Source organism: Selenomonas dianae (assembly GCF_030644225.1).
Lineage (GTDB): Bacteria > Bacillota > Negativicutes > Selenomonadales > Selenomonadaceae > Centipeda > Centipeda dianae.
On the sequence record NZ_CP128650.1, the window covers coordinates 716,463 to 733,587 of the forward strand.

Here is a 17,125-nt window from a genome sequence, read left to right on the forward strand (position 1 = left end):
CCCAATACATCTGTGTATTATATTAAAGGAGGGCTTCCCGTGAAGACATGGGTTTGTACAGTTTGCGGCTGGGTTTATGACGAGGCGGTTGGCGATGCGGACTATGATCTCGCCGCCGGTGTGGCGTTCGAGGATCTGCCGGAGGACTTCGTATGTCCGCTCTGCGGCGTAGACAAGACGCTGTTTGAGCAGCAGGAATGACACTGAATTTTTTAGGAGAGCAGCCCCGCATATGCGGGGTTTTTTCATGCCGTATACGTACTTTACCGAAATGCTTTTGCTTTTCGGAAAAAAATCCCGTATAATGTACAGCATATCATTTTGTGTGAGGGGACTTGTTTTTGGCGGAGCAAATTGAAATCAGCATTATTTTCATTGTCTATATGCTCATGATGATGGGGGTCGGCGTCTATTACTATCGGCGGACACGCAATATGAGCGACTACTTTCTCGGCAACCGGAAACTCGGCGCGTGGGTCACGTCGATGAGTGCCGAGGCGTCGGATATGTCGGGGTGGATGCTTATGGGGCTGCCGGGATTTGCCTATGTTGCGGGGCTCAATGCGAGCTGGATTGCGCTCGGTCTTGCCCTCGGTACATGGGCGAACTGGCAGTTCATCGCGGCGCGTCTGCGCGTCTATACGGAGCTGGCGAACAATTCGCTGACGCTGCCGGATTTCTTTGAAAACCGTTTTTTTGCACAATCCGGTGCTCTGCGCATTGTGCCTGCGATCTTCATTTTGATCTTTTTTATCCTCTATACGTCCTCGGGCTTTGTGGCAGCGGGACGGCTCTTTGAGACGATCTTTCATCTGCCGTATCTGACGGCGCTCCTCGCGGGCGCGGCGGTGGTGGTGTTCTATACGCTCGTCGGCGGCTTTCTCGCCGTGTCGCGCACGGACTTCATTCAGGGCGTGATGATGTTTTTCGCCATTCTGGTTGTGCCTGTGGGGGCGGCGATCATGCTTGGCGGCTTTACGGCGACCGCCGATCTGATTTATACGGAACACGCGTCATTCTTTTCGCCGCTGATGAAGGTGGACGGATCTACCTTGGGGTTTATCGAGTTTGTCTCGCTCATGGCGTGGGGCATCGGCTATTTCGGGCAGCCGCATATTCTTGTACGCTTTATGGCGATTCGTCACGCCGAGGAGCTGCCGCAGGCGACACGGATTGCAATGGCTTGGGTTGTGATCTCTCTGTCCGCTGCCATCCTCGTCGGTATGGTCGGTGCGGTTTATCTGAAGGCACCGCTTACGGGGACGGCGGCAGAGACGGTATTCCTCGCGATGGCAGGAGAACTCTTTCCGCCGATCATTGCAGGGGTGATTCTCGCGGCGGTGCTTGCCGCGATTATGAGCACTGCATCTGCACAGCTGCTCGTTGCGGCATCGGCATTCGCGCAGGACATCTATCGGCGCAGCTTTCGTCCGCGCGCACAGCAGGTGGAACTTGTCTGGGTGAGCCGTCTTTCCGTGCTCCTGATCGCGGCGGCGGCGATCTATCTCGGGATGAGCCCCGACAACTTCATCCTCGATATGGTGGCGTACGCATGGGCGGGCTTTGGTGCTGCGTTCGGTCCTGCGCTTCTCATGTGTCTGTTCTGGCGGCGCACAACGGAGCGCGGCGTGCTCGCGGGGATTGTGACGGGCGGCGTGACGGTGCTCCTCTGGAAGCAGTTTGCACTCTTCGGTCTCTATGAGATCGTACCGGGCTTCCTGTTCGGACTTCTTGCGATCTGTGTCGTGAGCAAGCTGGATAGAGAGCCTGCGCCGGAGGTGACGGCACTCTTCGACCGCGTGGATCGGTCGTAGTTCGTCGTTGCATTTGTTACTGCACAGGAAGTTCTTTCCCCATACAATAGGTTTTATACGGGAGGATTAAGATGTCGTTTACGTTTACCCATGTCAATTTTAATGTGCTGGACTTGGGACGCAGTATGGCGTTTTATGAGAAGGCGTTTGGTTTTTACGAGAAGCGGCGCATGGAGGCGGAGGGATTCACGCTCGTCTATCTTTCGGACGGTGTGACGGATTTTGAACTGGAACTGACGTATCTGCATGGGCGCACAGAGCCGTATAACCTCGGGGAGAAGGAGTTCCATCTTGCACTCTATACGGAGGATTACGCAGCGGCACGCGAAAAGCACGCCGCGATGGGCGTGATCTGTTATGAGAATGCGGAGATGGGAATTTACTTTGTCGAAGATCCGGATGGATATTGGATTGAAGTTTTACCAAAAAATATGTGACGAACGGCCGCGTTTCGTGTATAATAAGGAATACATGAGATGATCCGTAAAAGAGGGTGAAGTTATATGGGGAAATTACGTGTGTTGATCGTGGATGACTCCAAGATCAGCCGTGTTATGATTGCCGATAATCTAAGGGATACGGATTTTGAGGTCTGCGGCATGGCGGCGGATGCGGCGGAAGCTCTTCGACTTTATGCGGAACTCCATCCGGATCTGGTGACGATGGATATGAATTTGCCGGATGCGAATGGTCTGGAGTGCAGCAAGCGCATTCTGGGTGTCGATCCGGAGGCGCGGATTCTGATGATCAGCGCAATGAAGGATTTGAACCTTATTACGCAGGGAAAGGCCATCGGGATTCGTGCATTCCTCCAAAAGCCGGTGCCGAAGTCCGATTTGGTGGATACGTTCCATTTGATTGCCCAGGCAGCGGCAAGTCAGGAGTCGGTTTTCCGTGAACTCTATGCCAAACCGTTTGCGCGTGGGCTGCAGCAGGGACTTTTGGGGCTGCTCGGCATGGAGGGACCGGCGGAGATCGAGCCGTATGAGTCACGCTCTCTTGATGTGAGCGGTGCGGCAGTCATCATCGGTATTACAGGATTTACGACGGGTCGTGTGATCTTCTATGTGGATGAGGCAGTGATCAAGCTGTTTGCGATGCATATGCTTGGGCGTGCGACCGTGGAGGAGCTTGCTGATGATGAAGCGGTGGATGCTGTGGAGGAAGCTGCAAATATCATTGCAGGTCGTGCCGTTTCCAAGATCAACAACGTACTTGAGGGAAAGGAACTGCGCCTGACACCACCGGGGACGATTCATGGGGCAAAGGTGCATATTGTCAGCCCCCGCATGACGACATTTTGTATCAGCATACGGCTGCCGATCGGAATGGTGCAGATGAATGTGGGCTTTGCAGAGGGAGAGTAGTCAATGGATGCAAAACTGATCAATCCTTTTGTGGATGCCTTTACGACCGTGATGCCGATGCTGGGATTCCCCGAACCGACACGGACGAAGCTCTATGCCGCATCCAGTCGGGTCAAGAGTCTCGGCGTGTCGATGCTGGTCGGCTTCACGAAGCAGATCCGTGGGAATGTCGTCTACAATATGAGCGAGGATACGGCGCGGTTCATCGCCTCCCAGATGATGATGGGGATGCCGGTTGAGACGTTTGACGAGATGGCGCAGAGCGCAATCTCGGAACTCAGCAATATGCTGACGGCTCATACGGCGACGAATATCACGGGGCTTGGTCTGGATGTCGATATATCGACGCCGTCGCTGACAGTGGGCAGGGATTTCGAGGTCAAGATCAGCGATGGGCAGTATCTCGTTGTGGAGATGAATCTGAGCGGTCAGTTGGTGGATCTGGCGATCGCCGTTGACCAGAATTAGGAATGGCTATGCAGAACACTTTTTATCGGAGGGCGATTCGATGAAGGGTGCGGAGCAGGTACGTGTCTTTCTCGATGGGAGACAGGTGGATGCTGCAGGCGAGGAGAGCCGCATTGCGCTGTCCGTTACCGGACGGCGTTTTTTGCGTGGAGAGAGCCGTTATGTGAGCTATGATGATACGGAGCTCATCGAGGGGGCGGTCGTACCCTCCGTTCTGCGGCTCGGTGAGGCAGGGATCATGCTGCAGCGGCGCGGCGTTGTGCGTTACACACAGCACTTTGCCGCAGGTGAGGAACGCACGAGCAACTACCGTACACCCTATGGAACGTTCTTCCTCAAGACTGTGACGCGCCGTCTGCGCATACGCGCGCTCCCGGATGGAACGGAGGAGGCGTATATTTTCTATACGCTCTATGTGGATGGCGTGCGCCAGAGTGACAACACGCTCGACATACGAATCGAGCCGGTGTAAAGGAGAATCAGTCAAGGTGGATATCAAACAGCAGATAGAGCAGGCGCTCATCCGTGCCGTGGATGCGGCTGTGGCGGCAGGGGAGCTGCCGGAGGGCGGTGCGCTGCCCTCGATTCTTCTCGAAGAACCGCCGGAAAAGGAGCTTGGCGATTTTGCGACGAATTTTGCGATGCAGTCGGCACGCGTCTTTCGTCGGCCGCCGCAGAAGATTGCGGCAGCGATCAAGGAGCATCTGACCGGAGACTGGCTCGATCATGCGGAGGTTGCAGGTCCTGGATTCCTCAATCTCTACCTCAAAAAGTCTGTGATCGCCGATACGCTGCGTGCCGTTCTTGCCGCAGGTGAGGCGTATGGTACACTGCCGCCGAATGATGCACCTCGCATACAGGTGGAGTACGTCAGCGCGAATCCGACGGGACCTCTCCACGTCGGGCACGGGCGCGGTGCGGCAGTCGGCTCGGCACTCGTAAATCTCCTGCGCACGGCGGGCTATGCGGTGGACAGTGAGTATTACGTCAACGATGCGGGGAATCAGATGAATCTCCTTGCCGTGTCGGTCAATGCACGCTATCTGGGACTCCTCGGCAAGGAGGTGGACTTTCCCGATAACGGCTATCATGGGGCGGACATTGTGGAGACGGCGCAGCGCATCATTGACCGCGAGGGGGACAAGTATCTTGCACTTCCCGAGGATGAGCGCCTGAAATTGTTTCAGGATGTCGCCTATCGCGAGAAACTGGCGGCACTTGAGGAGGATTTGGCGGACTTCGGTGTGACCTTTGACCGCTGGTACAGCGAGCGTACGCTCCATCCCGATGCCGTGCGGCGCGTGGTGGATGTGCTGCTCGAACGCGGCAAGGCGTACGAGCAGGATGGTGCGGTCTGGCTGCGCTCGACGGACTACGGCGACGACAAGGATCGCGTGATCTTCCGCGATAACGGCGTGCCGACCTACCTTGCGGCAGACATCGCCTACCATGACGACAAGTACAGGCGCGGCTACGGACGGCTCATCAACATCTGGGGGGCGGATCACCACGGCTATGTGGCGCGTGTCAAGGCGGCGATGGCGGCACTCGGACACAATCCGGAGCATCTGACAGTGCTGCTCCTCCAGATGGTGAGTCTCTATCGTGACGGCGCACTCGTGAAACTGAGCAAGCGCACGGGGGAGACGGTCACGCTGCGCGAGCTGATGGAGGAGGTCGGTGTGGATGCCGCCCGATACTTCTTCCTCATGCGCTCCCTGGACAGTCAGCTCGACTTCGATCTCGATCTTGCCAAGAAGAAATCAAATGAGAACCCCGTCTACTATATCCAGTATGCGCACGCCCGTATTTCGAGCATTTTCCGTCAGGCGGATGAGGCGGGGATTGCGGTGAAGGATGGACGCGAATTGGAGCTGCTGACGGATGAAACGGAAACCCAGCTCATCAAGAAGATTGCGTCCTACCCCGAGGAGATTGCGCGTGCCGCTGCGGATTTTGCCCCGCAGCGCATCGCACGCTACAGTCATGAACTGGCGGGCGCGTTCCACTCGTTCTACAACAAATGCCGCATCGTCGGGCAGGAAGCGCCGCTTGCGGGAGCGCGCCTCGCCCTCGTCATGGCGACGGGGCGCGTGATCCGCCACAGCCTCGGCGTGCTCGGCGTATCGGCACCGGAGAAGATGTAACCGCAGCTTGAAAGGAGCGTATTCATGGATTTTGAACATATGTCGGAAGTCGATGTCGCCCACTACATTCTCACGCAGAAGAAAGAGCCGATGCACTACAAGGAACTGATCACCGAGGTCATTGAGACGAAGCACAAGCCCGTCCAGTCGCTCGCGATGGCAATCTCCGAGATCTATACGATGATGAACATGGACAGCCGCTTCCACTATGAGGGGGAGAGCCGGTGGGGGCTGACGGAGTGGGTGCCGCCCGAGGTCAAGCGTTCCTCGTCCCGTTCCTCGGGAGGGACGGCAAAGAATGCCCTCACGAAGGAAGCGGCACGCAAAAAGAAACTTGAGAGTATCCAGAACTGAAACAGGGATGTGCGGAGGAACGACATGGCAAAGTATATTTTCGTCACGGGCGGCGTGGTTTCATCGCTCGGAAAGGGCATAACAGCGGCGTCGCTCGGCCGCCTGCTCAAAAATCGTGGGTTGAAGGTCACGATTCAGAAATTCGATCCCTACATCAACATTGACCCCGGCACGATGAGTCCCTATCAGCATGGGGAGGTGTTTGTGACCGACGACGGCGCGGAAACAGATCTCGACCTCGGACACTACGAACGTTTCATCGACATCAATCTCACGAAACGCTCGAATATCACGAGCGGCAAGGTCTACTGGTCGGTGCTCAACAAGGAGCGTCACGGCGACTACCTCGGCTCGACGGTACAGGTGATCCCGCATATCACGAACGAGATCAAGCAGCGTGTCTACGATGTGGCAAAGGCGGATAACGCCGATGTGGTCATCACGGAGATCGGCGGCACGGTCGGCGACATCGAGAGTCTGCCGTTCATGGAGGCGATTCGCCAGGTCAAGAAGGAAGTCGGCAAGAACGACGCACTCTACATCCATGTGACACTGCTCCCCTACATCGGGGCGGCGGGGGAGCTCAAGACGAAGCCGACGCAGCACAGCGTCAAGGAGCTCCGCGCCATCGGCATTCAGCCGGATATTCTCGTCTGTCGCACGGAGCAGCCGATCCCGCGTGAGATGAAGGAGAAAATCGCACTGTTCTGCGATGTGGATGCGGATGCAGTCATTGAGAACCGCACGGCACCGACGATCTACGAAGTTCCCCTGATGATGCAGCAGGAGGGGCTGGATCGCATTGTTCTCGAAAAGATGGAGATGGACTTTGACCCGTCCAACATGGAGGCGTGGGAGAAGATGGTCTTTAAGATCAACCATCCCGCGAAAAAGGTGAAGATCGCCGTTGTCGGCAAATATGTCGCACTGCCCGATGCCTATATGTCGGTGACGGAGGCGCTTCATCATGGGGGCATCGAAAACGATGTGCAGGTGAAAATCACATGGATCAATGCGGAGGAACTGGAAGATCCAAATGCGGATCTCGATGAGCTCTTTGCCGGCTGCAAGGGCGTCCTCGTGCCGGGCGGATTCGGCGACCGCGGCGTCGAGGGGAAGATCCGCGCCATCCAATACGCGCGCGAGCATCAGATTCCGTTCCTCGGGCTCTGCCTCGGAATGCAGTGCGCCGTTATCGAGTTTGCACGCCATGTTGCGGGGCTGACAAACGCGCACAGCACGGAGTTTGTGCCCGAGACACCGTACCCTGTCATTGCACTGATGGAAGATCAGCAGGATGTCGAGGAGAAGGGCGGCACGATGCGCCTCGGTGCCTATCCCTGCGTCCTTGCAGACGGCTCGCGTTCGCGTGAGGAATACGGTGCGGGCGAGATCAGTGAACGTCACCGCCATCGTTTCGAGTTCAACAACGCATTCCGCGCACAGCTTGAGGAGAAGGGGATGGTCATTGCCGGAACGAGCCCGGACAACCGCCTCGTCGAGGTCGTGGAGATCGCGGATCACCCGTGGTTTGTCGCCTCGCAGTTCCATCCGGAACTCAAGTCGCGTCCGAATCATCCGCATCCGCTCTTTGCGGGCTTTGTGCGTGCAGCACTTGCTGTTGTTCCCAAATGAATACATTTTTTTCCGTGCTGCGTGCGGATTGTGCCGTGCGTCAGCTGGCAGAGGCACTCGGGGCTGCGCCGCAGCAGATTCTGGCGCATGGCTTTGCCGGTTCGATGAAACACGCCGCTATTGCAGCAGCCTATGACGAACATCCGCGCCCGCTCGCCATTGTGACGAGCGGGCGCGAGGCGCTGCGCGGATGGCAGGAGGATCTGGCGGCACTTCTGCCGGAGGCGGATGTCTACGAGCTGCCGGAACTGGATCGCATGGACTTTGCCGCGCCCGGCGCAGCGAAGGGGCTCGAACGCTCGGCACAGCGCATGAACATTCTCGCACGCCTGCTGCGCCATGAGCCGATCATTGTGCTTGCGGACATCGGGGCGGCGGCGCAGAAGGGGCTGAGTACGGCGGAGTTTTCGCGGGCGGCACTCTCTTTGCGCCTCGGGGAGAAACTTCCGCGCGAGACGCTACTCGAACGCCTTGCAGCGCTGGGCTACGAGCACGCCGCAGAGGTGGAGCACGCAGGGCATTTCAGCGTGCGCGGCGGGATTGTCGACATCTTCCCCATCAATGCGCTCTCTCCGATTCGCGTGGAGTTCTTCGATACGGAGATCGACTCCATGCGCGAGTACGATCCTCTGACCAAACGCTCCATCAAGAATATTGGCACGGCTTCCGTCATGCCGCTGCGTGCAGCGGACGACGAGGGGGAGGCGTGCTTTTTGACGTATCTCGGGACGGCGGGGGTGACGCTCTTTGACGAGCCGTCCCGTCTTATTTCGGCACTTGCGGATGCCGTACAAGAGGATGAGGTGCGTGCGGCCCGTCTGTTCTCATGGGAGGATCTCGCTGCAGCGGGAGCGGCAGGGCATGAAGTCTTTGCCGCGCTCATGAGCCGTTCCTTTCCCTCCTGTACCCCCACTGCGCTGATCGGCTTTGAAATGGTGCCAATGACGGCATTTCAGCGTCAATTTGCCCTGCTTGAGAGTGAGCTGCGCCGCTATCTTGCGGATGGGACGCAGGTACTTATTCTCGCGGGCGGCGTGGAGCGGGCGAATCTCGTGCGCGATATGCTGACGGGATGGAAGATTCCGGCTGTTGCGGTGCGCAAGGAGGGCGCGGCGGCAAAAAAAGCAGTGCTCGTTACATCGGGGGCGCTGCGTGCGGGATTTGAACTGAGCAGTGCGCACGTTGCTGTACTCACAGAGCAGGATATCTTTGGGCGGCATAAGGCAAAGCTGCGCCGAGCGCCGTCTGCGGGGGAACGCATCCGGCACTTTCGTGAGATTGCGCCGGGTGACTACGTTGTTCATGTATCACATGGCATCGGGAAGTATCTCGGCGTGGATACGCTTGAGGTGGCAGGGGTTCATCGCGACTATCTGCGCATCCTGTACGGTGGGGACGACAAGCTCTTTGTGCCGACGGATCAGGTCGGGCTTTTGCAGAAATACATCGGCGCGGAGGGGGCTGCGCCGCGTCTGCACCGCATGGGGACGGCAGACTGGGCGCGTGCGCGTGCGAAGGCGCAGAAGTCTGTGGAGGACATCGCCGATCATCTGCTTGAGCTCTATGCCGCGCGGCAGCTTGCGCGGGGGCACGCCTTTACGCCCGACGACGCCATGCAGCGCGAGTTTGAGGAGGCGTTTCCCTACGAGGAAACGGAGGATCAGCTGCGCGCCATTGCTGAGATCAAGCGTGATATGGAGAGCGACAAGCCCATGGATCGCCTGCTCTGCGGCGACGTTGGCTTCGGCAAGACGGAGGTCGCTGTGCGGGCGGCATTCAAGGCGGCGATGGACGGTTATCAGGTTGCTGTGCTCGTGCCGACGACCGTGCTTGCCCAGCAGCACTACCAGACCTTTGCCGCACGGTTTGCAGACTTTGCGCCGAAGGTGGATGTGGTCTGCCGTTTTCGTTCGTTGCGGGAGCAGGCGGCGACGCTGCGCGATGTGGAGCGGGGGCGCGTGGACATCCTCATCGGTACACACGCCATTCTCAACCGAAAGCGTGTGCGGTTCCAAAAGCTCGGGCTTCTGATCGTGGATGAGGAACAGCGTTTTGGTGTCACGCAGAAAGAAAAGATCAAGGAATTTGCGGCGGGGGTCGATGTGCTGACGCTCTCGGCGACACCGATCCCGCGCACGCTGCATATGTCGCTGGCAGGGGCACGCGATATGAGCATCATTGAAACCGCACCTGCCGAGCGTCTGCCCGTGCAGTCCTATGTCGTGGAGAGCAGCGATGCGATGATGCGCGGCGCGATTGAGCGTGAACTTGCGCGGGGCGGGCAGATCTATTTCATCTACAACCGCGTGGAGAGCATTGACCGTATGCGCGAGCATTTGCTCCGCCTCGTCCCCGAGGCGCGGATTGCCTCGGCACATGGACAGATGAACGAGGATATATTGGAGCAGGTCATGATGGACTTCTACGAGGGGCATTATGACATCCTGCTCGCAACGAGCATCATCGAGAACGGCATTGACGTTGCGAATGCGAATACGATCATTATCTACGATGCCGACCGCTTCGGCCTCTCGCAGCTCTATCAGATGCGCGGGCGCGTGGGGCGTTCGGCAACGATGGCATTCGCCTATTTCACCTACCGCCGCGACAAGGTGCTCAGTGAAACGGCGGAGAAACGCCTTCAGGCGATGAAGGAGTTCGCCCGGCTCGGCTCGGGATTTAAGATCGCCATGCGCGACCTTGAGATCCGCGGCGCGGGCAGCCTCCTCGGTGCACAGCAGCACGGACATATCGCAGGGGTCGGCTTCGAGATGTATGTGAAGCTGCTCGAAGAAGCCGTGGCACGCAAAAAGGGGGAGGCACCTGCGCCGCCGCCCGTCGAGACGGTCATTGATCTGCCTGTGGAGGCATATATCGACGGCGGCTACATCGACGATGCGATGCACAAGATCGAGATCTACCAGAAGATCGCCGCTGTGCGGACGAACGAGGATCTGGATGCGCTGCTCGACGAGCTGATCGACCGCTTCGGCGAACCGACAAAGCCCGTGCTCGCGCTCCTTGACATTGCACGCATCAAGAACTATGCGCGCACATTTGGCGCACGCAGCGTTGCGGCAAAGGGGGACGCGTTGGAACTCGTGCTGCCCGAGGGCGGGAAGTTGCCGCTGCCGGCGCTCATGCGTCTGGATCGTGCCTATGGACGGCGCGTCGGACCTCTGCCCGAGGGGGATGGCTACCGCATCCGACTTTTGCCGAAGGAGCGCGGGGAGATCTTGGACACGGCGCTTGAAATTGTAAAGATGGTGAGTGGAGAGTGACAAATGGCTGACTATAAACTGACTGTGGCGGGGCTTGGGCCGGGCGATGCGGGGTTCATCACGCGAGAGACATGGGCGCGGATCGAGGCGGCGGAGCACATTCTCCTGCGCACACGGATTCACCCGACGGTGGAGGCTCTGGATGCGGCGGAGATCTCGTATGAGACGTACGATGCGTTCTACGAGGAAGCGGATGATTTTGACCTGCTCTATGAGCGCATCGTTGACGATCTCTTGACACGCGTACGGGAGAGCGATGTGCTCTACCTCGTTCCCGGCAGTCCCTTTGTTGCCGAACGTACGGTACAGCTGCTGCGCGAACGCGCAATAGAGGCGGGGATGCCGCTTGAGATCCTGCCCGCGATGAGCTTTTTGGAGATCATTTTTGCGGCAGTGGGGCTCGATCCCGTACACGGACTCTCGATTGTGGATGCCATGGATGAGGAGGCGGTCGCAGCACCGCCCGCGCAGGATCTCATCATCACACAGCTCTATTCGCGTGAGCTTGCCTCAGAGCTCAAGATCCTTCTGATGGAGCAGTTCCCCGATACGCAGGAGGTCATCTATCTGCATCATCTCGCGCTCCCCGATCAGAGTGTGCGCCGTATCCCTCTCTTTGAATTGGATTGGCAGGATGACATTGACCATCTGACCTCTCTTTTCATTCCATATACCCCTTCATATTGGGAAAGTACCTAAAAAAACCCGTCGTTTTAGGGAAAAAAAACGCTTTTTTTCGATTTTCCCCTTGATTTTTCTAGGTAATTCTGTTAAATTCTCTCATGACAGTGCGACCCGTGTGGTCGCTGAAAAAATGAAATGATCTAAAGGAGGATGCTACTTTGAACAAGCAGGAATTGGTCGCAAACGTAGCAGAGCAGGCAAGTCTGACGAAGAAGGACGCAGAAAAGGCGGTCAACGCAATTTTTGAGACGATCAAGAGCGCGCTTGCCGAGGGCGACAAGATTCAGCTGATCGGTTTCGGCACATTTGAGGTGAAGGGGCGCAAGGCGCGCAAGGGGCGCAACCCGCAGTCGGGCGAGGAGATCGACATTCCGGCATCGAAGTCGCCTGTGTTCAAGGCTGGCAAGGCTCTGAAGGATTCTGTGAACGGTGTGAACTGATTTTGTACGACGACCGGACTTCCTGTAGGGAGTCCGGTTTTTTCGTTTCGCGGTGGGAGATATGGAAACGAAAATTTTTTCCGACGGGGCATTTGCAGGAAAAACAGCACTGATCTCAGGCGGTACGTCGGGCATCGGACGGGCTGCGGCAGCACTCTTTCTTGCGGGCGGGGCGCGTGTCGTCCTCATGGGGCGGGGCGCGGAGCGCGGCGTGCGAGCATTGGGAGAACTTGTGGCAGGAGAGCGGGCTCGCTTTGTGCAGGGGGATGTGCGTCTGCGTGCGGACTGTGCGCGTGCGGCGCAGGAGACGATACGTGCATACGGGGCAATCGACATTCTGATTAACTCTGCGGGGCTCTATCGGGAGGGAGCTCTTGACGATCTCACGGAGGATCTGCTTGAGGAGCTGATCGCGACGAATGTCAAGGGGACGTTTTATCTGACACAGGCGGCACTGTCGCATTTGCGCGTGTCGCACGGCAATATTGTCAACGTCGCCTCGGATGCGGGGCTGCATGGAAATTATTTCTGTGCGGCGTACGCGGCGACAAAGGGGGCAGTCATCGCCTTTACCCGTTCGCTCGCGCTTGAACTCGCCTGCGACAGCGTGCGCGTGAACGCCGTCGCTCCCGCCGATGTGCTGACTCCGCTGACCGAGCGGCAGTTTACGCCGCATCTGCCACGCGAGGAACAGCTGCGGGCGATGGCGGCACACTATCCGATGGGACGCATCGGTACGCCCGCAGAGGCAGCGTCTGTGATTGCCTTTCTCGCCTCGTCCGCTGCATCGTGGGTGACGGGGAGCGTCTACTGTGTCGATGGGGGACTGACGGCGTAAAAAATCTTTTGTTCACCGCTCAAAATTGTGATAAAATAGTCATAACTGTGTGAGGAGGTGGCGCATGGAGCGTGCCCGTATTCTCATTTTGACGGCATCCATCGGCTCCGGGCATATGCGTGCGGCAGAGGCGATCCGCGCGGCACTTGCGGCGCATCCGCAGGCAGGTATGATACAGGTGGATGTGGTGGACTTTATGGCGCGGGAAGTTTCCGCCGTGCACTACCTCATGAAGCGGATCTACCTCATGATGCTGCGCTTCGTGCCCGATCTCTACGACGTATTTTTCCGCATTGCGGGGAAAAGGGCGAGCGGCGGGATTGTGCGCGGCGCATTCGCGCAGGTGATGGTGCGCACCATGGGACGGATCATCAAGGCATATGCCCCCGATCTCGTCATTGCGACGCATCCATTTCCCGAGGGGGCGGCGGCTCTTTGGCGTACGCGGCACGGTGCATCCTATTCCCTTGCGGTGCTCATGACGGATTATGCCCTGCACGCGATGTGGCTCGTGCGCGGTGTGGATGCCTATTTCGTTGCGACGGAATCCATGGCGCGGGAGATGGCGGTGCGCGGGTTTGCGCCGCAGACGGTGCACGCGGCGGGCATTCCGATCACGTGCGCGGATGAAGGACTGACACGGCAAACGGCGCGGGAGATGGTCGGGCTTTCGGAGGAGCTGCCGACCCTCCTCCTCATGGGCGGCGGGCTTGGTCTCGGCGGCATTGATCGGACACTCGCGGCACTTGCGACGGTGGAGCGGCGACTTTCCATCCTCGTCGCAGCGGGACACAATGCTGCACTTGAGATGCACGCGCGTCGTTTGGCAGAAACGTCACGGCACGATATTCACGTCTTTCCCTATACGGATGCGATTCCGGCGCTGATGTGCGCGGCAGACCTTCTCATCACAAAGCCGGGAGGACTGACGCTCAGCGAGGCATTTGCGGCGGGACTGCCGCTCCTGCTGCACGATCCGATCCCGGGGCCTGAGACGGAGAATGCGATCTATGCGACGCGGCGCGGTGCGGCTGTGTGGCTGCACCCGGGGGAGTCCATGTCCGCAGCAGTGGAGGAGATCCTGGCGCATCGGCTGACGGAGATGCGCTGTGCGGCGCGTGACTGTGCGTGTGCAGATGCGGCGCAGCGCGTGGCCGCGATGTTGATGGAGTACCTGACAAGGGAGAGAGGGACTGTATATGGCACAGAGAAGAACGCCTAGGAGGCCGCGTTGGTTTATCATCACCGTATTGCTGGTTCTGGGTTATTTCGGCTCGATGATCGTCTCACAGGGCTTCTACCTCTCCCATGTACACGAGGATCAAGTGATTGCGGCGCAGCGGCTTGCGGCAGCACAGGCGGAGAATGACCGTCTGCGTGCGGAGAAAGATCGGCTCGGTGAGCTGCCCTACATCGAGAAACTCGCACGAGAGGAACTCGGCATGACGGGGGCGGGAGAACTTCCCTATGCCCCCGGAAAGCGTACGGGCGGTAACTGAGAATTTCTTGACACAGCGTATCTCTGCCCTGTATAATGAGCGTGTAATGCATACGGGGGCTGCCCCGACGGTTTGTAGTTGAAGGGAAGAGTTGTATTGGCCATCGAAGTTGGCAGTGTAGTAGAGGGCGTCGTAACGGGCATCACCAATTTTGGCGCTTTTGTCGAGCTTCCGGAGGGAAAGACGGGGCTCATCCACATCTCGGAGGTTGCGGATGTCTATGTAAACGATGTGCATGATTTCCTCAGGGAGCGTGATACCGTCAAGGTCAAGGTGCTCACTGTGGATGAGCGCGGAAAGATCGGTCTTTCCATCAAGGCGTTGCAGGAAAAATCTGCGGTGTCGGCGCAGCCGTCTGCCGCTCCTGCGCGTCCGCCGCGCCCTCCGCGTGATATGCGCAGGACTGCCGCCGCGCGGCAGCCGGGGTCTCCTTCCTTTGAGGACAAGCTGTCGCGCTTTCTGAAGGACAGTGACGAACGTCTGACTGACCTGCGCCGCAAGACGGACTCCAAGCGGGGCGGACGCGGCTCGCGTCGCGGCTGATGACAGGGACGTGCTGATGTCGATGAACTGTGTGCGCCGCTTTGCGGCGGAATGCAGTATGTGAGGAGAAAAAGGGCACTCCATGCGGAGTGCCCTTTTTGTATCGAAGGATGAATTTACAAAAACATACAGCGCGTGTACTGCGGGCACATGACCTTTTGTGTCCGCAGCGCACACTTCTCGTCGCCTGTTCCGGCGGTACGGATTCACTTGTGCTTTTGGACGTTTTGGATTTCCTGCGTGCGGCAGACGGTGCGCAGCTCGTCTGTGCCCACTATGAACATGGGATTCGCGGAGCGGAAGCACGTGCGGATGCCCGCTTTGTCGCTGAATTTTGTGCCGCGCGGGGGATTCCGTTCGTCCTCGGCACGGGGGATGTGCCCGCCTATGCACGCGCACATGGACACTCGATTGAAACGGCGGCACGCATCTGCCGCTACGACTTCCTGCACCGTGTTCGTGCAGAGCGCGGATGCGATGCCGTTGTACTCGCGCATCATGCGGACGATCTCGCGGAGACGGTGCTTCTGCGTATCCTACGCGGGACAGGCCCTGCGGGGCTTGTGGGGATGCGGGAATGGGACGGGCTGCATCTGCGGCCGTTCCTTGCGGTGACGCGTGTGCAGCTTGCGCGATATGCGGCGGAGCGGGGGCTCACGCCGCGCCATGATGCGACGAATGACACGCTGGATACACGGCGCAACCGCGTGCGGCACGAACTCCTGCCGTATCTGGCACATACCTACAATCCTGCGGCGCGCGATGCACTCACACGGCTCAGCGGACTTGCGGCGGAGGAGGAGGATCTGCTCACGCATCTTGCGGAGGATGCCTATGGATGCGCCGCGTGTCCCGGCGGCCTCTCCCTAGCCGTACTGCGTACTCTCCATGCTGCGATGCAGCGGCGCGTTCTGCGCCTTTTCTGGATGCGTACGACAGGGACGGCACAGGATTTTTCCTATCTCCACGAGGAGCGCCTGCGTGCTCTTGTTTCGGCGGATCATGCGGTACGCGTCGAGATGCAGCGCGGATGGTATGCCGCTGCACGTTATGGTGTACTGACATTGATGCAATTATCTCCGATGAAAGTCCCTTTGGAAAATGAAGAAATTTTACTTCCTTTAAGCCGTGAATATGCTATAATAAATTTTCAGGGCATGGAGTTTCATCTGCGCCGACTGTCCCGCATGACGGCGGACGATTGGCGCAGAGCACAGGAACGGACGGCGGTCTATGCCGACCCTGCCGCACTTTCCGCGCTCGTGCTGCGGACGCGGCGGGCGGGGGACTATATGCGGCTTCCTGTCGGGCGCAGGAAACTCAAGGATATTCTGATCGACGATAAGATTCCGCGCGAGGAGCGGGACACGCTGCCCCTTCTCGCCATCGCGGGGACATCGGAGATCTTCTGGATTGCGGGCGGGCGGCGCAGCGTGCTTGCACCCGTGACGATCCCGGGCGAGCCTGTGGTGCGCATTGCATATGATGAAGGAGACGATAGCCAATGATGAGTGAGGATATTGAGCGCATTTGTTTCTCGGCGGATGAGATTCGGACGCGCGTACAGGAACTCGGCGCAGAGATTGCGCGGGATTACAAGGATGCGTCCGAGACCGTCTACTGTGTCGGCATTCTCAAGGGGGCTGCGATCTTTTTCACGGATCTCGTGCGTGCCATCGCTCACCCTGTCGCCTTTGACTTCATGATTGTATCCAGCTATGGTGAGGCGACGGTGTCGAGCGGGCAGGTCAAGATCCTCAAGGATCTCGATTTTTCGATTGAGGGGAAACACATCATCCTCATCGAGGATATTATTGACTCGGGAACGACGATGCACTATTTGAAACAGATGCTGCAGGCACGCAAACCCAAGAGCATCAAGATCTGTGCACTCCTGTCGAAGCCCTCGCGCCGTGTCGTGCCTGTGGAGATCGACTATCTCGGACACGAGGTGGAGGATGAATTCCTCGTGGGCTATGGTCTGGACTATGCGGAAAAATATCGGAACCTGCCCTACATCGGGGTGCTCAAGCGTTCTGTGTACGAATAAACGGG

At 58.3% G+C, this 17,125-nt stretch carries 18 protein-coding genes; all 18 read left to right on the forward strand.

What is annotated here, in order from left to right:
- The first annotated feature begins 39 nt into the window (after positions 1 to 39).
- The 18 genes from QU667_RS03420 (at position 40) to hpt (ending at position 17,120) form a co-directional block, all read left to right on the forward strand.
- Positions 40 to 201, forward strand: a complete 162-nt coding sequence (locus QU667_RS03420) for a rubredoxin (protein WP_304987926.1) — start codon at positions 40 to 42, stop codon at positions 199 to 201.
- Between the two features lie 140 nt (positions 202 to 341).
- Positions 342 to 1,814, forward strand: coding sequence for a sodium/proline symporter PutP (gene putP, locus QU667_RS03425; RefSeq protein WP_304987927.1), 1,473 nt, complete (start codon positions 342 to 344; stop codon positions 1,812 to 1,814).
- Positions 1,815 to 1,885: 71 nt separating this feature from the next.
- On the forward strand, positions 1,886 to 2,251 hold the full coding sequence (locus tag QU667_RS03430; RefSeq protein WP_304987928.1) for a VOC family protein: 366 nt from the start codon (positions 1,886 to 1,888) through the stop codon (positions 2,249 to 2,251).
- Positions 2,252 to 2,317: 66 nt separating this feature from the next.
- Positions 2,318 to 3,181 (forward strand): response regulator, encoded by an 864-nt coding sequence (locus tag QU667_RS03435; protein WP_304987929.1) that lies wholly within the window; start codon positions 2,318 to 2,320, stop codon positions 3,179 to 3,181.
- Positions 3,182 to 3,184: 3 nt separating this feature from the next.
- Complete coding sequence (locus QU667_RS03440) at positions 3,185 to 3,649, forward strand: chemotaxis protein CheX (RefSeq protein ID WP_304987930.1); 465 nt, start codon at positions 3,185 to 3,187, stop codon at positions 3,647 to 3,649.
- A gap of 40 nt (positions 3,650 to 3,689) precedes the next feature.
- Complete coding sequence (locus QU667_RS03445) at positions 3,690 to 4,121, forward strand: YwiB family protein (protein ID WP_304987931.1); 432 nt, start codon at positions 3,690 to 3,692, stop codon at positions 4,119 to 4,121.
- Between the two features lie 16 nt (positions 4,122 to 4,137).
- Positions 4,138 to 5,796 carry an arginine--tRNA ligase gene (gene argS / locus QU667_RS03450; RefSeq protein ID WP_304987932.1) on the forward strand — a complete coding sequence of 553 codons (1,659 nt, stop codon included), beginning with the start codon at positions 4,138 to 4,140 and terminating at the stop codon, positions 5,794 to 5,796.
- Positions 5,797 to 5,820: 24 nt separating this feature from the next.
- Positions 5,821 to 6,150, forward strand: a complete 330-nt coding sequence (rpoE, locus tag QU667_RS03455; RefSeq protein ID WP_304987933.1) for a DNA-directed RNA polymerase subunit delta — start codon at positions 5,821 to 5,823, stop codon at positions 6,148 to 6,150.
- 24 nt (positions 6,151 to 6,174) lie between these two features.
- On the forward strand, positions 6,175 to 7,785 hold the full coding sequence (gene pyrG / locus QU667_RS03460; RefSeq protein WP_304987934.1) for a CTP synthase: 1,611 nt from the start codon (positions 6,175 to 6,177) through the stop codon (positions 7,783 to 7,785).
- Positions 7,782 to 11,066, forward strand: coding sequence for a transcription-repair coupling factor (gene mfd / locus QU667_RS03465; RefSeq protein WP_304987935.1), 3,285 nt, complete (start codon positions 7,782 to 7,784; stop codon positions 11,064 to 11,066). Before pyrG ends, mfd begins: the two co-directional genes overlap by 4 nt.
- A 3-nt stretch (positions 11,067 to 11,069) precedes the next feature.
- Complete coding sequence (locus QU667_RS03470) at positions 11,070 to 11,765, forward strand: SAM-dependent methyltransferase (protein ID WP_304987936.1); 696 nt, start codon at positions 11,070 to 11,072, stop codon at positions 11,763 to 11,765.
- A gap of 143 nt (positions 11,766 to 11,908) precedes the next feature.
- The gene (hbs, locus tag QU667_RS03475; protein ID WP_304987937.1) at positions 11,909 to 12,190 is read left to right on the forward strand and encodes a non-specific DNA-binding protein Hbs; all 282 of its coding nucleotides are present in this window, start codon (positions 11,909 to 11,911) and stop codon (positions 12,188 to 12,190) included.
- 61 nt (positions 12,191 to 12,251) lie between these two features.
- Complete coding sequence (locus QU667_RS03480; RefSeq protein ID WP_304987938.1) at positions 12,252 to 13,028, forward strand: SDR family NAD(P)-dependent oxidoreductase; 777 nt, start codon at positions 12,252 to 12,254, stop codon at positions 13,026 to 13,028.
- Between the two features lie 64 nt (positions 13,029 to 13,092).
- Positions 13,093 to 14,250 carry an MGDG synthase family glycosyltransferase gene (locus QU667_RS03485; protein ID WP_304987939.1) on the forward strand — a complete coding sequence of 386 codons (1,158 nt, stop codon included), beginning with the start codon at positions 13,093 to 13,095 and terminating at the stop codon, positions 14,248 to 14,250.
- On the forward strand, positions 14,228 to 14,527 hold the full coding sequence (locus QU667_RS03490) for an FtsB family cell division protein (RefSeq protein WP_304987940.1): 300 nt from the start codon (positions 14,228 to 14,230) through the stop codon (positions 14,525 to 14,527). Before QU667_RS03485 ends, QU667_RS03490 begins: the two co-directional genes overlap by 23 nt.
- Before the next feature lie 96 nt (positions 14,528 to 14,623).
- A complete protein-coding gene (locus tag QU667_RS03495) occupies positions 14,624 to 15,070 on the forward strand; it encodes a S1 domain-containing RNA-binding protein (protein ID WP_304987941.1) in 447 nt (148 codons plus the stop codon).
- Between the two features lie 110 nt (positions 15,071 to 15,180).
- Positions 15,181 to 16,578, forward strand: coding sequence for a tRNA lysidine(34) synthetase TilS (tilS, locus tag QU667_RS03500; protein WP_304987942.1), 1,398 nt, complete (start codon positions 15,181 to 15,183; stop codon positions 16,576 to 16,578).
- A complete protein-coding gene (gene hpt, locus QU667_RS03505) occupies positions 16,575 to 17,120 on the forward strand; it encodes a hypoxanthine phosphoribosyltransferase (RefSeq protein ID WP_304987943.1) in 546 nt (181 codons plus the stop codon). The genes tilS and hpt overlap by 4 nt, the downstream gene beginning before the upstream one ends.
- Positions 17,121 to 17,125 lie beyond the last annotated feature (5 nt).

Bases quoted from the DNA above. Each gene is read 5' to 3' on its own strand.
- pyrG (WP_304987934.1), top strand. From the start codon at position 6,175: ATGGCAAAGTATATTTTCGTCACGGGCGGCGTGGTTTCATCGCTCGGA.
- mfd (WP_304987935.1), top strand. From the start codon at position 7,782: ATGAATACATTTTTTTCCGTGCTGCGTGCGGATTGTGCCGTGCGTCAG.
- QU667_RS03435 (WP_304987929.1), top strand. From the start codon at position 2,318: ATGGGGAAATTACGTGTGTTGATCGTGGATGACTCCAAGATCAGCCGT.
- QU667_RS03440 (WP_304987930.1), top strand. From the start codon at position 3,185: ATGGATGCAAAACTGATCAATCCTTTTGTGGATGCCTTTACGACCGTG.
- QU667_RS03490 (WP_304987940.1), top strand. From the start codon at position 14,228: ATGGCACAGAGAAGAACGCCTAGGAGGCCGCGTTGGTTTATCATCACC.
- QU667_RS03480 (WP_304987938.1), top strand. From the start codon at position 12,252: ATGGAAACGAAAATTTTTTCCGACGGGGCATTTGCAGGAAAAACAGCA.
- tilS (WP_304987942.1), top strand. From the start codon at position 15,181: ATGAATTTACAAAAACATACAGCGCGTGTACTGCGGGCACATGACCTT.
- QU667_RS03430 (WP_304987928.1), top strand. From the start codon at position 1,886: ATGTCGTTTACGTTTACCCATGTCAATTTTAATGTGCTGGACTTGGGA.
- rpoE (WP_304987933.1), top strand. From the start codon at position 5,821: ATGGATTTTGAACATATGTCGGAAGTCGATGTCGCCCACTACATTCTC.
- hpt (WP_304987943.1), top strand. From the start codon at position 16,575: ATGATGAGTGAGGATATTGAGCGCATTTGTTTCTCGGCGGATGAGATT.
- QU667_RS03485 (WP_304987939.1), top strand. From the start codon at position 13,093: ATGGAGCGTGCCCGTATTCTCATTTTGACGGCATCCATCGGCTCCGGG.
- QU667_RS03445 (WP_304987931.1), top strand. From the start codon at position 3,690: ATGAAGGGTGCGGAGCAGGTACGTGTCTTTCTCGATGGGAGACAGGTG.
- QU667_RS03470 (WP_304987936.1), top strand. From the start codon at position 11,070: ATGGCTGACTATAAACTGACTGTGGCGGGGCTTGGGCCGGGCGATGCG.